The sequence below is a fragment of the Ruminococcus sp. 1001713B170207_170306_F1 genome (assembly GCF_015668065.1).
GTDB lineage: Bacteria > Bacillota > Clostridia > Lachnospirales > Lachnospiraceae > Blautia_A > Blautia_A faecis.
On record NZ_JADPEX010000047.1, the window covers coordinates 1 to 15791 of the forward strand.

A 15791-nucleotide genomic window follows, 5' to 3' on the forward strand; every position below is an offset into this window, starting at 1 on the left:
CACCTTCATAATTATGTGTTCTCCTTCTTATTATATTATTTTATGGTATAAAAATAAGACCGGTTACACGGTCTCGCCCTGGGTTCGTTTATATTCTCACCTCGCATTCTTGGTACGAAAAAAGCACCTCAATGAGATGCTTTTAAAATTATGCAATTGATTTACTGTGACTTCTTTTTACATCTTCATCACAGGTCTTTGCATATACCATGGTAGTATTTACATTTACATGTCCTAACATTTTCTGCACGTCGGTTATCGGTGCCCTCGTTAGTTAATTACCGAATATGATATCAGCTAAATCAGTAATAATATTTTGTGCAATTATGTAAGCACCCTTATCAGTTGGGTGAATTTTATCTGACGAAAGCAAACCGTCATACCAATTGGAGTTAGCTGTATCTGCACCCACATAATGCGCTATATCTACATATCTATACCTACTTGATTTAATATAGGCATTCTTATAACTATTGTTGTTTTTCGGTGTATTAGGTATAGTAGCAAATATAGGAATGATACCTTTATTTTTACAAGCTAATATCACAGTGTTAAAACCATTTAACCAATCTGAGTTCACACCGCCGATATCAGGGTTATTCATGCCTAAACACCATAGCACATATTTAGGTGTACCATGTTGCAAAGAAAAATTAAGTGGTGCAATAGCTTGCAATGTTCCTCTCCCCCCGAAACCATCAAACAAAAATCTATCCGAATATCCCAAATCAGCCATTTTGGGATTCCAGTAGTCGAAATAGCTATCGCCAAAAGCATGAATATTAGCTGATAAATCCGAGCATGACCAACTTACTTTGCAATCTGATAATGCGGTATTAGTACCAGTTTTGATAAACACATCGCCATTACTACCTGTCCATGGAAAATCAAATATTCCGCTTTGTACAAATGACTGCCCTTGAGAAACAATTTTAATTCTTGCGTGAAAACCATATTTACTTACCGAATTAGTAACTTCAATATAAATATCATTTGCTATTGTTAAACTATGTGATACTGTTTTTACAAGTTTAGCTTGCGTTGAATAATTATAAACGCTTAATTCGCTAGGCGTAACTTCTAAATAAGCTCCACCATAAACATCAATTCCGTGCCCGACTGTTATTTTTTCAAATGAATTTATTTTTGCATTAACAATTAAAGTTTTATTTTTCTTAATGTTATTAGAAGCTACGGTAATAGTGGAGCCTGAACTCATGTCACCAACATTTTTTATAATACAACCTTTATTATCAGAAATATGGAGTTTATCTTTAAGATTATTACTTAAATTAGTTTCATTTATTTCAGCAACAAAAGCAGTTTTATCAGAAGTATCTTTTGCCGAAATGTCAGAATATTTAATCGTTCCAGTTATAGTAGGTTTTGTTCCCTGATACGCTTGAGCTTGTATTTTTATATATTTAACTTTACTTTTAAATGATGATACATCAAACTTTACATAACCCCCACTCGGCGTTATAATAGAGTTTACAAAAGTATTTTCTAATACATGGTTATCTGATAAACTATTGTCTTTGTCGTCTAATAGGTCAATATAACATCTATGAGTATCAACACTATCAGAAATACTTCCAACTGATACTTTCAGAACACTTCCTACCATATTAGATAAATCAACTTCACACTTTACTTGCGTATTAGACCATTCACCAGTAATGGGTACGTCTATATCACCCATTGTCCAATATTCTTTTTGGCAATGTAATAAGTTACCTAAATCCTTGATAATATTATCAGTAGCTGCATCAACCCTATTTTCAACTTCATTAACCCTATTTTCAACTTCATTAACCCCTGTATATTCTTTAGGAATAATGGTTGATAATTTATCATAAATGCTATAATAAAGTTTATACTCGCTATTTGCCACATCTTCCGATACAGATACTTGGAATACAATGACAAGAACTGTTTGTTCTTCCAGCTTTAAATTATACATTCCGCATTTTTTAATAGGCCTTAAAATAACATTTCCATTTTCTTTTTCTTTAAAAATGATTAAATATCCATCTGTTGAAAAAACAGCGCTGTATAAGTTAAAAATATATTCTCCAGCACCAAGTGTGATGGTTTTTGACGCATGGTGATATTTACCACCTCTGTATTTTATCTCAAACTTTCCACTGTCTACCATGCTATTAACAATGTCCGTTACACCTATTGGAATATTTACTAAAGCTTCCTTTAGCGAAGCAATTGCTTCCCCCGTTGCCGCAGCCTCAGCTGCTGCCCCTTCCACTTTCAGGCTTTTATCAATTCCCTTATCGTTGTTTCCGATCCAAATCCAGGAGAATCCATTCCAGGCATAGTAGCCAGGACCGTGGGTTCCATCACCATCTGTGCAGTAGTAATAATCATTTTCCGCAGCCCCCTTTCCAGGAAGAGCAGCGTAGGCAGATGAGCCTTTAAAGCGCAGGGCGCCGCTGATCAGGTTGTTCTTTTTCATTTTCTCGATCAGCCAGTCAGCAATTCCGGAAAATGAGACGCGCTTATTGTTATGGGTTTCGGCATCTTCCAGCATCAGCATATCTTCATCTGCAGGTTTCTTTTTCAGTAAGTATTCAATCCATTTTGCCATTATTGGAACCTCCCTATATGATCAAGGTGAGTGATCAACTCAATCCAACTTATTTTCTTTGATGTATTTTTCAATGGCAGCCACATGCTCCGCTACCCCATCATCCAGAATCAGGAAGTTTCCCCTCTGGTTCTGCTCCACGATCTTTCCGCTGTCTGTATCGATCGTAGAATAAGAGAATGCGATCCTGTCGCCTTCTCCGGTTGAGAGTTTCATAAATGATGTAAGTTTTTTGATCAGGCTCATGCTAATTCTCCTTCCATTTCCATTATGATTTTTTCGCGTTCTGCGAACATTGCTTTCTCAAGATCCACGGTCTTGAAATCCACCTCCCGGTCTTCTTTACCGGCATTAAAGCGGATGTATTCTTTGCAAAGCTGTCGGGCTTTCAGTTCCCAGGCAAATCGCAGTCCCGGTGTTCCCCGTACAGAAAAATAGGTATCTGTTTTTTCAGACACCCAGGCGTCACCGGCTCCTTCCCGCTGAAGGAACACATAGTATTCAATTTCTGTATCGGTGCACTCCCGAAAGATATCATCAATCAGGATCACCGCCAGCCCGTCTTCCCCGATCACACCGCCTCCAAAATCTCCTAACGTAGGTGTTGGCGTCTCATAGCAGTAAAAAGCCTGGCTGCCATAATTCTGCGTCTTGGCAACAACAGATTTGGTTCCGGTTACCTTAAAATCTGCGTGAACTGTTACATCTCCATAGAATTCAGTTTTCCCAAGACTGTGATGGGTATCTGAAGTCCAGGTGTCAGATGCCAGCGAGGTGTCATCCTGCAGCGCCAGCGCATTTGTACGTGCTCCCCTGATCCCATCAGCGCTAAGTTTCAACCGCGCTGAAGCTGAATTTCTGCCCATTCCAAATGATATAAATGGTTTTTCAGTGTTTCCAGTCACCCTGGATATAACCAGGCTGGTGCTTTCCCCCTGTTCTTCACTATAGATATATATTTTTTCGCTATCCATCTTGAAGCCGGATAAGGAAGCCCCTAACGCACTCAGTTCCCTAATGGTAATCTTTTCGGCTGTAACAGCGCCTGCCAAAAGTTTTTCTGTAGTAACTGAGTTTGCTGCAAGTGCTTCTGCTGCAACGCTGAGCGCCTTGATATACTCACCATTCAGCATGAGCTTACCGCCGATCATGTACACTGCCTGCAGTGCACCATTGTTTGTGAGCATATTAAAGATATCCAGGCTGGTATAGCCGAAAGTCACCTGCGGTCGGTATATACAGATATTATGTTTGATATTACTGAATCCTTTAATCTTAAACTGCAGCTTTGCAAATCCGGAATTCATTTTGGAAACATCTATGGAATAACTGTATTTTTTCCAATACTGCACTTTTACAGTGTCAACCAACGTACCATTAAACCAAATCTCTACTTCCGTGTAGATATAATCCGTGAATACAGTTCCTTCACCCTTCATCCAGAATGAAATGTTATACCGTCCGCTCACTGCAGATATTGGATTCTCTGTAACCTTGCTGGAAAAGAATATATCCCCGGCTGACAGACCAGAAAGCTGCAGTGCTTGGCTTTGTCCAACCGGATCTGTCTGGCTATGGGCAGGCGTTCCGGTAATGTCCCAGTACTTGGTCACATCCTCTTCTGCCAGTCCATATCCCTTCAGAAGATTCTCTGTCTCCCTGGGGAGCTCCTCGATCTTCTTTCTGGCTTCCTCACTGGCAATATCCTCAACACTCTTACCTTTAAGTGAAAAATTAGTAACCGCAAGGCTTACATTTCCTTTGCTGTCAATCTCCAGGGTTACCTTTTTATCATCATCAATAACCTTAAGGCCACGGCCGTTGATCAGATTTCCAGCAAGGGATCCGGATAAAATATAGGTGGCATTGATATACAGCTTTCCATCCTTGATGTAGATTCCCTGCTCTTTTCCACCGTTGGTCAGCTTGTTAAAGATTTCCGGCTGTCCCAGGCTCGTATCATAATTCTTGATGGCATCTGCAACGTCATCTGCGTCTACGTACTTGAAATCAATCCAGTCTTCCGGGACAAAATCACCATCTACACGGTTTACTACCGAAGTTTTTAGGGATGTTTTTCCTTTCTCATCCGTAATGACCCAGAGGTCGCCGGAATTGTAAGGCGGTTTCGGCTGCTGCATGTAAACAGTACATTTACCGTCGATCTTATCCAGAAGCTCATCTGGAATGGAATACGGCTGCCATTCTCCAGATATGTAAGTCCACTGTGAGTTATCGGCAGTGTTGTACCATAAATCCCCCTCATGCTCTGCTTTCTCAGACTCCCAGAAAAGAATGATTTCATTCCCGTTTGAATCCAGGATTTTCTCCCCATTTGAATCCAGCCAAGGGGTCTCCATGATCCTGGTCCATTCCAGGGAAGGATCCTCATCCTGATACCAGGTTTCAATCTTTCCATCGAGGCGAGATTTAATGCCAAGGATATCGGAAAGGTACGTGTTGTTGATGAAATCGTCCAGCTGGTCTTTGGAGATGCTGGAAAAGTCTTTCCCCTTTATCAGAAGATTCGTGATATTCGCATTAAGTTCTCCTGTATCTGCATCGATTTCAAAAGTAATATTTCCAGCATTGTCTTCCGCTTTAAATCCTCTTGTATTGATCCATTCAGACCTAATGCCGATTGCATACAGGATATTAAGGACTGCATCTCCATTTGAGTCAAAGCCTGCTTTCCAGGTATTTCCGCCATCAGTTGAAAGAAAAAATCCGTCTGCCGTTGTCTTATAAATGATTTTGGATTCTTCCAATGTTGGCTTGTTATGTCGATATGAAATAATGGATCCATCATTCTGAATTTCTTCTGTATAGTAAAAACCAAGGGTGTTGGCCGCCAGATTGTTCATCTGCTTTAATTTTACATCATATCCCGACATCCGCTGATGTACTTCTTCCTTTGCCTGTTCCACCAAAACGCGGTTCTCATTTGGATATTCTGTCTCCTGTTCTTCCACACTCTTTGCTTTGCAGGAAAAATTGGTGGAATCTGCAAACAAAAACTCAACATCAGTGGCGTAGGACCAATAAACATTTCCCCGGTAATCTTCAAACTGGATTGCATCTCCAAAAGTGACATATCCCACTGGAATACTGCTTAAGGAAAACGGAAGGAGCTGAAAACCAACCAGGAGCTTTCCGATTCTTTTTACTCCGTCCTTTTCGTTTCCAGATAGGAGTTGATTTCCTCTCAGCGTAATCATGTAATCATTGGATCCATATATGTAATCCTGTTCCTCCGAAGTGTATTTAACTCCGGTCACAGTGATTATATCCGTATCTGTCTGTACATCATCCACGCTGTAAAGCTTAATACCAGTGAAATTATTTTTATCTATTTTGGGATACGATACAATCCGCAGCAGGTCATTCTCATCAATCCTTGCATTACTACCAGCAAGGGCCGCGATCATTCCGATCACAGCCCGGTGAGTGGTGGATGTTGGCTTTTTCATTATCTGGAAATCGTCATTTGTAAAAGACGCATCTCCAACTACGATTCCACAGGTCTGACAGGAGTCTCGAAGCAGTTCCCCCGCTGTACAAGGAAAAATAAGATTAGTATCGTAGCTGCGGTCTGTTTTGCTCATGTAATCCAGAAGTGTCAGATCTATTTCTTCGTCAATTGTGGGCTTTTTGCACACAATAAAAGACCCTCGTTTGAAGGTCTCAATTTTTCCGTCCGATAGTTCCAGGTTCATATAAATGACAAACACTGCCCGGTTAAAACTGTAACCAGAAAACTGGTTTTCATCGTTCACCAGGGACAGCGTTGCTGTCTTTTCAATGGCCACACCTATAGGAAAACTGCTGCTATCTGCAGAATCTACAATTCCGTTTCCGTCCAAATAAAAATTTTCTTTATTCAGAGTCAGTTTTGTTCCGTCTGCAAGGGTAACATTCGCCGTTACATAATAATCCTGGTTGTCTTCTGATTCCTTCAGGAGCTGATTCGATACATTAATCATAGCTTTTTCATTCTCCTTACGTTAATCGATAGATCTGTCCACTTCTCATTGTTCTCTTCCAAAGTCTGTGCGGCCATACTGTAGTTGGAACAGTAGAATACTCCGTCAACCCACTTTCCAGGTATTCTTGGGTCTTTATGATGGAAAGTGAAGCTCTTTTTATCAATAAGAGCATTCAAGATTACTGAAATTTCTTTCCATGTAAGCTCTCCCCAGGTAAGATCATATCCTGCAATCGTTCCCATAACCGAATTATGCATAGCAAGTGACTGGTCACGCTTAGACTTCTTTGTGCTGGTAGTAGAAAACACAGGTTTGTATGTCTCAGGATCTGCAATTGCTATCCCGTCAATTTTAAAACAATCCATACCCCGGTCACCTCCTAATTTTCATCCAGTTTAAACGGATTCCTACCACCGTTGCGGTTTCTTCTCATCTCGCCCTCTTCGAGGACAATATCCAAAAGCTTTCTGCCAGATGCTGATACAGAAACATTATAAGTATTTCCATCCGTCTTGCTGCCAATCTCTTCTCTTATAATTTGCCTGATCAGACCTTCCGGAGCTTCCAGGTTTCTTCCGTTCTTCTGGTCCCCAAGCACAGCCAGGAACTCGCTACGCGGCGGGATTACGGCTCCTGTTGCCAGGTAAGGTACTGTGTTTACCTTTGGAAGATTTAGATGGTAATTACCCCATCTACGCCCTCCATTCGGCAACTGCACATTGTATGAGAATGTAAATCCACGCTCAATCCCACTGATAGAGCGATTGATATTACCAATTGTGGTATTCACTTTTCTGATAACATCATTTAGAATATCGGTTACTCCTCTGATTCCGTTTGAAAGGCCTGTCGCCAAGTTATTCCCCATTCTCACACCGATTGATTCCATATCTCCAGTAATTCCTTCAAGACTTGTCCCTATATTCTGAACCATCTCGGAAATAATCTGTTCAATACGTTCTCGTGCTCGCTCCCATTTTTTCGTCATGGTATTGTACTGACTTGAGAAATGGCTTTCTACCGTTTTGTGCATCTCACCAAGTTTCAGGTTTGCATGTTGTTTCATTTGATCAAGATTCTTATCTACTTCTTCAGCCGAATTTCCCCAGTTTGTAACAGTTGCTGTGCTGATATTTCCTGTATGGTCTGATACGGAACGCTCAGTCTCTGACATTGCCTTTTCTGTATCAGTTTTAATTCCAAACATAGCATTTGCAACAGCTGTACTAGCTGTGCCAGCACCTGTTTTTACAGATGTCTCTATATCCGTCATGGATGATTCTGTAGATGATTTGGCGATTATCATTGCTTCTGGAAATGTTTCAGCCAATGCAGTATTTAACTCATCCAGCGGAACACCTGCATCTTTCAACGCATTGTATACGATATCGAATGCTTCCTGTGCAGTTGTTACGGATCCCTGTGTATACTCTAACTGATCCCGTACATTTTGATATGTACCGCCAAAATCATCAGATTTTAAGCTCAGTTCATACAAAGTATCTCTTAGTCCTTTAATTGCATCTTTAGCTGTTATAGATGAAGTATCAATCTGCCCAGCACTTTCAGAAAAGCCCTCTCCAAGAACCTGCACCTTTTCAGTCATATCCTCAACGAAACTGGCTGATACACCAGCCTGAGCTCCATACTGCTCCAAGATCTGCTTTGCTTTATCTGCAGAAATTCCATATTCAGAAAGCTTCTGGATAAAGCTATCATACATCTCTGCATTTGATTTTCCGGCAGATTCATCTGTCTCAATCAATTTCCATAATTCTTCCGCCTGATCTTTCGTAATGGCACGAGCTGCCTCTATTGCTCCGGTGTAGTCATGTAAATATCCGCCAGTCTGTGACAAAATTCCATTTCCGCCCTGCAGAGCTTCTGTAACACTTGCAATCTTTTCCGTAAGCTTCACAGTGCCGGCGGTTGCCACAGCTACTATACCGGCAGTTCCAAGTACAGCTCCTAATGTTGAACCAAATGTACTTACTTCTCCTGTTGCACCTTTCAAAGCGTTTCCAAGTACCGTCTCTACACCTTCTGTAAGTGTTGCTGTATTCTCAGCACTTATAATTTTGCTTCCAATCTCTCCAATCAGAGCTGCTGCCAAAGAGTCAAGTCCTGTTACTCGTGCTATTTTCACAGCGCCAAACGCTACGATGAGACCAACAGTTATCTTTCCTACTAAGCTACTTTCCCATAATCCCTCAAGAGCTCCACCAAGTCCATCTATTAATGCACTTGCTGCAGTCTTAAGTAATTTTCCCCAAGGCAGTTCTGCAAGAAATTCACCGATTCCTTCTCCCAGTTTCTGAAAGGTATCGTTGTCAATGGCTTCAGTAATACAATCGCACAGATGAGAAAGGAAGTCTCCAAAAGCTTTTCCGTTTCCTTTCCAGTCAATGTCATTTACCATAGTCTGGATTCCGGATTTCAGATTCTCCTGGAAGCTCTTCCAGTCAAATTCATTGTCAAAACTGGCTAAGGTTTCGAATGCTCCGTTGATCACACCTACCAGTGCTTTTGCAATGTCCGTAAAACTGATCTTACTGAATGTTCCTGTCATAGCCTTGCCGACAGCTTTTCCAAGCTCTGCCCAACCGGTTATACCATTTACGAGCAGCCAGTGTTGGATAAGCCGGTGTTGGAAAATCCAACATCGGATAACCCGACATCGAATAATCCGGCGTCGGGAAATCCAACGCAATTAAATAAAGAAATACAAAGAACTAACTTACCAAGAAAAGATAAATTAAATACAGATGGACAAAGTACCGATTCCCTTCCCTTCCCTGCCCCCTGCGAGAAACGAGGCGGCGGCTGCACCGCCGGAACGGAAAGGAACAGGAAAGGATGCGGCAGTACAGATTTATCGGGAAATCCTTTTGGAGAATATCGAGTATGACTATCTCATTCAGGACAATTCCATTGACCGGGAGCAGCTTGACGAGATCGTTGACCTGATGCTGGAAACCGTCTGTACTTCCCGCAAGACCATCCGTATTGCCGGGGATGATTACCCCGCCGAGCTGGTGAAATCCAAGTTTATGAAGCTGAACAGCGATCATATCCGCTTTGTCTTTGACTGCCTGCGGGAGAACACCACGAAAGTCCGCAATATCAAGCAGTATTTACGAGCCATGCTGTTCAATGCCCCCAGCACCATCAGTAACTATTACACGTCCCTTGTGGCGCACGATATGGCGCAGCCGGATTGGGGCAAGCCGAAATCCGGCCTGCCGGACTATTCCTGTTCGCCGGATGAAAGCCTGTGAGGAAAAGGAGGCGCTTTGAACCGCTGTTACCTGTGGCATCTGATGGTTCCACCTTAGATGCCATTTTTGACTTTCTGACAAGGAGGGATGCTTATTGCAGGAAGAAGTCGATCAGAAAACCATTGCCCTGTCCATGAAAACGGGCAAGCTCACAGCCCAGGTGCTGCAAGCAGCGCTGAAAAAGTATTTGCAGCACCGGGCCGAGAGCAAGACCACACTGCATCACGGCCAGCAGAGCCTAAAGCAACTCAAAAAACATGGGGCGGCCCTCTCCAACATTGAGATCACCGAGGCCAACATTGGCGCGTTCAAGCCCTGTGCCAAGAAATACGGCGTGGATTTTGCCTTGCGAAAGGATAAGACCACCCAGCCGCCCCACTACGTTGTGATCTTCAAATCCAAGGATGCGGACAATCTGGAACAGGCATTCCGGGAGTTTACGGCAAAGACACTCTCCAAGGAGCAGCGGCCATCCATTCGCAAGGTGCTGTCTGCCATGAAGAAAAAGACAGCGGAGCAGACCAAGCAGAGAGCCAAGGAGAAAATCAGAGAAAGGGGGCTGGAACGGTGAAACCTGATGTGAAAAAGCTGGTGATTCTCAACCTCCCGTATCTGATTTTTGTGTACCTGTTCGGAAAATGCGGGCAGGCATACCGGCTGGCCGCCGGTACTGACCTGTCGGGAAAGCTCCTGCATCTTGCGGACGGCTTCACGGCGGCCTTTGCAAATCCTCTCCCCAGTCTGCACTTGTTTGATTTCTGCATCGGTGTCGCCGGTGCTTTGATCGTGCGGCTGATAGTGTACTGCAAGGGGAAGAACGCCAAGAAGTACCGCAAGGGCGTGGAGTACGGCAGCGCCCGTTGGGGAACAGCCAAGGATATTGCTCCCTACATCGCCCCCAAGTTTGAAAACAATATCCTGTTGACCCAAATGGAACGGCTGACTATGACCGGGCGGCCCAAAGACCCAAAGACGGCCCGGAACAAAAACGTGTTGGTGATCGGCGGCAGCGGTTCCGGCAAGACCCGCTTTTTCGTGAAGCCAAACCTGATGCAATGCTTTCCAACCACGGACTATCCGACTTCATTTGTCGTCACTGACCCCAAAGGCACCCTTGTTCTGGAAACAGGAAAGATGTTTCAGCAGGCGGGCTACCGCATAAAAATCCTGAACACCATCAACTTTTCCAAGTCCATGAAATACAATCCGTTCGTCTACATCCACTCGGAAAAGGACGTGCTGAAGCTGGTAAATACCCTGATTGCCAACACCAAAGGAGAGGGTGAAAAATCAGCGGAGGATTTTTGGGTCAAATCGGAACGGCTGTTTTACACGGCCCTGATCGGCTATATCTGGTATGAGGCCCCGGCAGAAGAAATGAATTTCACAACGCTGCTGGAAATGATAAACGCCAGTGAAGCCCGCGAGGACGACCCGGAGTTTCAAAGCCCCGTAGACCTGATGTTTGAACGATTGGAGCAGAAAGACCCAGACCACTTTGCTGTGCGGCAGTATAAAAAATTCCTGCTGTCCGCTGGCAAAACCCGTTCCTCCATCCTGATAAGCTGCGGCGCACGTTTGGCTCCCTTTGACATCCGGGAAGTGCGCGAGCTGATGGAGGACGACGAAATGGAGCTGGACACCATCGGAGATGAAAAGACGGTGCTGTTTCTCATTATGAGCGACACGGACACCACATTTAACTTCATTCTGGCTATGCTCCAAAGCCAGTTAATCAACTTACTTTGTGACCGGGCCGATGATAAGTACGGTGGGCGGCTGCCTGTCCATGTGCGGCTGATGAATACTACGCCCAGGATGAAAGCTGGAAAAACCATGTGATTGCGGAAACCGGCTTAGAGGGCTGGGAGCAGGACAAAGCGGAACGGGATATGCTGCTGGGTGAGTTTGTTCCTTATATGAAGCTGCATTGCAATCTCGCCCACATGGAGCAGGAAGCCGGACGGGCCTTACGTTCCGGGGAGGAATTGACGCCGGAGAAGGAAGCCTATTTCCATGCCGTTCTTGACTATGTGCAGGAGTGCCGCCCGCTTCTCAATCAGGGCCAATATCAGTTGCCGGAGCTGCCGAAGCTGTCCGATTTTGACCAGACCTTGCAGGACTACAAGGAGCAGGTGCAGGCCGAGATCGCACAGGAGGCCGTCGCAGCCGGTATGACCGTAGAGGAATACGCGGAGGCTGGCTATGAAGCGCAGGAGCAGGACAGCTTTTCAATCTATCAGGTCAAGAGTGGTGATGAAACGCGGGACTATCGGTTTGAGTCCTATTACCGCTTGCAGGCCGCCGGGCGCTCTGTGGACAGGGCCAACTATGACCTTGTTTACACCGCGCCACTGGATAGCAAAACCACGTTGGAGAACATCTACCGCACATTCAACATTGACCATCCGGCAAATTTCAGGGGACATTCCCTTTCTGTGTCCGACGTGGTGGTGCTGCATCAGGGAGGCAAAGATACCGCCCATTACTGTGACAGCTTTGGTTTTCAGCAGGTGCCGGAATTTTTACGGAAAAATCCCTTGCGTACCGCCGAGCTATCCACGGAACAGAACGAAAATATGATTGACGGCATTATCAATAACACCCCGTCCATGGGCGAGTTAGAGGCCAAGGTAAAAGCCAGGGAACATATTTCCCTTACCGATCTTGCCGATGCTGCCAAGGCCGAGGCCAAGAAGCCCAAGGCCAAACAGTCCCGCAAGACCCAGCAGAAAAAGCCCTCCATCCGAGCGCAGCTCAAAGCCGCACAGGAGGAACAGTCAAAAAAGAAACCGGCGCGGGAAAAATCAAAGGAATTGGAGGTGTAACGGATGCAGAAGTTTGAGAATGTGGACGTGATTGCGGCGCTGGATGAGATCATGCGGCAGAACACCGCGTTTTATCAGAGCGACTTTGACATTGACAAGGGCAGCATCCAGCGGGCCGCCGCCAGCAATCAGGCCGTGGACAAGACCCTGCTGTGGATGTCCCGGCCCTCTGGGACGTATTGCTTCCGGGAACATGACGTGTTCCTGAAAGATACCCGGCAGCACAATACATGGCGTTTTTACGGGGAGCAGACCCGCGACAAGATACTGGCCTACGCCGTGGAGCTGACCGGCACCAAGGATAATACTATCCGGGGCAGTCTCTATGAGCTGGACTACCAGCAGCATTACCGGCACGTCATAGATGCTGCTTTGCCAGTGAGTGTAAACCGGCTCTTTTATGAGCATGGAAGTCGTGACATTCCGGCGGAACAGTATTTTGACGGAAGCCCTGACCGTGTGCTGGGAGATTTCCTGCGGTATGAAGCCCAGCCTTGCGACCCGGCAGTGCTGCAGGAGGCGTTACAGCAGGAGCAGCACAGCCGGAAGCAGACAAGGCCGGGAGATTTCAAGGCCCACATCACCGCTTTGCATGACAGCCGGATTGAAATCGAGGCCCAACGCATCGTGGATAAGCTGAAAGATATGTCTGCACCCAATAGCCCCAACAAGACGCATTACATGGTGGAGATTTCACCGCACTTTGACGCACTGGCCTCCACCAAGGACAATGACCGGCTCTTTGCCATGCTGCCCTATAAGTCCCTATGCTTTACCGGCATAAAAGACCGGCACGGAGTATATGACATGATCGGAAAAGACGAGCGCCGGGATCTGTCAATACGCAGGCCCCGGCCCTCTATCCGCAAGCAGCTCACCGACAGCAAACAGGCCGCCAGCCCGAAAAAGGCGGCAGCCAGAACCAAGAAAAAGGAATTGGAGGTATGACAAATGAACTTTACCGTGGAGGAAGAAAACCTGATCTGTATGTACCACAACGCTGACCGCCGCAGGACGATGGGCAAGATCACCGCCGCTCTGCCGGATATGGACGGGGATATGCGGGCGCTGGCCCAGCAGACCCTTTCCAAGCTGGAAAGCATGACGGATGCCGACTATGACCGCCAGAAGTTCCATTTCACCGATGAATAAGTAAAACAGACGCCGGGCGTGGCGGCCATGTGGCCGCTTGCGCCTGGCATCTTTCTATTTGAATATCATTCCACTATATCGAATGAAATACCCCCCATCATTGGAGATGTATTATTGTTAATCGTCAAATTACTTTGAAAAACTACATTACAAAACTGCTTTGCGGTTTGTGTATACGAATATAAATTCCCGCCTTCTTCAGTAGCTGTACCAATACCAATTCCGGCAAAAATCAACCATCCCGTGGCTAATAGATTTTCTTCTTCTACTGATGCAATTTTTATTGAGTCATCGCAAATGTTGTCTTTTAGAAACAAAATGTCAGAATACATTGTGCGGTCAACTTGTAACATCATTCTGCGGTATGTTTGATCGTCAATTTCTTCGTCCATTTTCGCCTCAAATAGTCTCACAAGAATATCAATTTTTGATAATTCTTCAATCTTATTTAGAACACCAAGGATAAACACAGAATCTTTGTTAAGAGATTTTTTCCCAACCTTTGCAGCGTATTTTTCCCGTTTTGATGATGGAATTGATACAAGTCCAGCACAATACCTCTCCATTTTGTGCATGAAAAGTTTGTCTGGAATACTGGCGCTTTTACGGATTATCTTCACAACTTTGATTGCCTTTGAGAGTTCTGCACCAAGCTCCTTTATTTCAGCCAGTAAGTCAGAAAAATCGTCCGAACTAATAAATGCTACAATTTTTTCCGATCCCTGTTCAATCAAGGTGGATAGAGAATCTATAACGGAATCCACTCCAACCAGTTCCAAATCTTTATCATTCTCCATAAAATCTTGATTCACAAATATCCCTCCATTTTTTATTCTGAATAAATGCTAAACTTCATGTGTCGCGTTCTGATATACTGATAAGATAAAGTCAGCCATAGCGATTGCAGAATTAACAAAGAGACGAGTGTGATAATCAGCTATACCAATCCGCTTACTACCAACACCGTGAGAATCACTTTCCTTATTTCTCATTTCAGCGATTGCAGAGATTATCTTTTCCAAACCTGAGAGAAGCGTGTTTATGCGCTTGTCCAAATTCTTGTCTGCGTGCATATTATATAAAGTCTTGACCTGACCGTAAAGTTTACCAATATCACCGCTGTCCGACGGCACTTCTCCTTTTTTCTCAATAACATAGCAAAAGGTTTCTTCGAGTATGGTGCGGGCCTTGGTAATGGCACTATCGAAATTTCCCTCATCAATGTCCTTATTGGCTCTGCCAGCCAAATCTTTTATATAGGCGCGGTCAATGATTTTTACTGCTGGCGCAGCAACAGCGACAACCTCCCCCACATTACAAACCTGATATACCTTGCCTATAGCGCGTAATTCGTGACCGCCAAAGTATAAAATGCTGTTAATCTGTTCCAAAACTTTTTGTAAAATAGCTTCGTGTGCACTCTGTATGTCCTTTACAGATAAATCTCTTAGCACATCTACAAATTTATCTTTTGAAAAAAGATAAGAAAGAAAATCAGACATCCTATTTTGCTTAATGCAAAAAGCCATAATATTGTCAAAGTATTGCCAGCGGCTCAACGCTCCGCCAGACCATGAGTAGGTTGCTGGCAACCCAAAGAAAGACGAAAGCTCGCAAATAGCTGGCCCGCTTAAATACGGCATCGCTATTTTTATTTTTGTTTCGTTTCCATATTTATCTTCAAAGGTCAGTTCACCGAAGTCCTTATCACCATCTAAAATGGCTATAATTTCTTTAGATCGGAGCAAAGAAAAATTGTTCTTCTCCATGACTGTACCTCCCACGCTAAACATTGTATTTATTCGCTTCAATTATAGCAGAAATAAAGTGTAAAGTCTATTATGAAGCCACCAGACACAAATACCAAATATGAACCATTTATGATAATGTCCTAATATACCATAAAGGAAAATGTCCCAATGTAGTATAATGCTTCCATCAACAG

At 44.2% G+C, this 15791-nt stretch carries 10 protein-coding genes and 2 pseudogenes; 5 read left to right on the forward strand and 7 right to left on the reverse strand.

Annotated features, from left to right (window positions below; genetic code table 11):
* Positions 1-274: 274 nt before the first annotated feature.
* The 5 genes from I4V84_RS18955 to I4V84_RS18975 are packed head-to-tail and all read right to left on the reverse strand — an operon-like array spanning position 275 to position 9157.
* The gene (locus I4V84_RS18955) at positions 275-2602 is read right to left on the reverse strand and encodes an SGNH/GDSL hydrolase family protein (RefSeq protein ID WP_195993152.1); all 2328 of its coding nucleotides are present in this window, start codon (positions 2600-2602) and stop codon (positions 275-277) included.
* Positions 2603-2641: 39 nt separating this feature from the next.
* A complete protein-coding gene (locus tag I4V84_RS18960) occupies positions 2642-2848 on the reverse strand; it encodes a hypothetical protein (protein ID WP_195993153.1) in 207 nt (68 codons plus the stop codon).
* A complete protein-coding gene (locus tag I4V84_RS18965; protein ID WP_195993154.1) occupies positions 2845-6585 on the reverse strand; it encodes a hypothetical protein in 3741 nt (1246 codons plus the stop codon). Before I4V84_RS18965 ends, I4V84_RS18960 begins: the two co-directional genes overlap by 4 nt.
* Positions 6582-6953: a hypothetical protein gene (locus I4V84_RS18970; protein ID WP_195993155.1), complete on the reverse strand. Its 372-nt coding sequence runs from the start codon at positions 6951-6953 to the stop codon at positions 6582-6584. The genes I4V84_RS18965 and I4V84_RS18970 overlap by 4 nt, the downstream gene beginning before the upstream one ends.
* 14 nt (positions 6954-6967) lie before the next feature.
* A complete protein-coding gene (locus I4V84_RS18975) occupies positions 6968-9157 on the reverse strand; it encodes a hypothetical protein (RefSeq protein ID WP_195993156.1) in 2190 nt (729 codons plus the stop codon).
* Between the two features lie 57 nt (positions 9158-9214).
* On the opposite strand from I4V84_RS18975, the pseudogene I4V84_RS18980 reads away from it, so the two are divergent.
* The 5 genes and pseudogenes from I4V84_RS18980 to I4V84_RS19005 all read left to right on the forward strand — a co-directional run.
* Positions 9215-9866 (forward strand): annotated as a pseudogene (locus I4V84_RS18980) (DUF6017 domain-containing protein); the annotation flags it as partial.
* 94 nt (positions 9867-9960) lie between these two features.
* Positions 9961-10437 (forward strand): PcfB family protein, encoded by a 477-nt coding sequence (locus tag I4V84_RS18985; protein WP_195993157.1) that lies wholly within the window; start codon positions 9961-9963, stop codon positions 10435-10437.
* Positions 10434-12694, forward strand: a pseudogene (locus tag I4V84_RS20960) (VirD4-like conjugal transfer protein, CD1115 family). Before I4V84_RS18985 ends, I4V84_RS20960 begins: the two are co-directional and overlap by 4 nt.
* 3 nt (positions 12695-12697) lie before the next feature.
* On the forward strand, positions 12698-13642 hold the full coding sequence (locus I4V84_RS19000) for a hypothetical protein (protein ID WP_195993159.1): 945 nt from the start codon (positions 12698-12700) through the stop codon (positions 13640-13642).
* Between the two features lie 3 nt (positions 13643-13645).
* Complete coding sequence (locus I4V84_RS19005) at positions 13646-13846, forward strand: transposon-transfer assisting family protein (RefSeq protein ID WP_195993160.1); 201 nt, start codon at positions 13646-13648, stop codon at positions 13844-13846.
* A 65-nt stretch (positions 13847-13911) separates the two neighbouring features.
* On the opposite strand, the gene I4V84_RS19010 is transcribed toward I4V84_RS19005, so the two are convergent.
* Positions 13912-14658, reverse strand: coding sequence for a hypothetical protein (locus I4V84_RS19010; RefSeq protein ID WP_195993161.1), 747 nt, complete (start codon positions 14656-14658; stop codon positions 13912-13914).
* A 33-nt stretch (positions 14659-14691) separates the two neighbouring features.
* The gene (locus I4V84_RS19015; protein ID WP_195993162.1) at positions 14692-15615 is read right to left on the reverse strand and encodes an abortive infection family protein; all 924 of its coding nucleotides are present in this window, start codon (positions 15613-15615) and stop codon (positions 14692-14694) included.
* Positions 15616-15791: the final 176 nt, after the last annotated feature.

What these genes read in the sequence shown, in the direction of transcription:
- I4V84_RS18955 (WP_195993152.1), bottom strand. Translation starts at nt 2,602, where the DNA reads ATGGCAAAATGGATTGAATACTTACTGAAAAAGAAACCTGCAGATGAA.
- I4V84_RS18960 (WP_195993153.1), bottom strand. Translation starts at nt 2,848, where the DNA reads ATGAGCCTGATCAAAAAACTTACATCATTTATGAAACTCTCAACCGGA.
- I4V84_RS18965 (WP_195993154.1), bottom strand. Translation starts at nt 6,585, where the DNA reads ATGATTAATGTATCGAATCAGCTCCTGAAGGAATCAGAAGACAACCAG.
- I4V84_RS18970 (WP_195993155.1), bottom strand. Translation starts at nt 6,953, where the DNA reads ATGGATTGTTTTAAAATTGACGGGATAGCAATTGCAGATCCTGAGACA.
- I4V84_RS18975 (WP_195993156.1), bottom strand. Translation starts at nt 9,157, where the DNA reads ATGACAGGAACATTCAGTAAGATCAGTTTTACGGACATTGCAAAAGCA.
- I4V84_RS19000 (WP_195993159.1), top strand. Translation starts at nt 12,698, where the DNA reads ATGCAGAAGTTTGAGAATGTGGACGTGATTGCGGCGCTGGATGAGATC.
- I4V84_RS19005 (WP_195993160.1), top strand. Translation starts at nt 13,646, where the DNA reads ATGAACTTTACCGTGGAGGAAGAAAACCTGATCTGTATGTACCACAAC.
- I4V84_RS19015 (WP_195993162.1), bottom strand. Translation starts at nt 15,615, where the DNA reads ATGGAGAAGAACAATTTTTCTTTGCTCCGATCTAAAGAAATTATAGCC.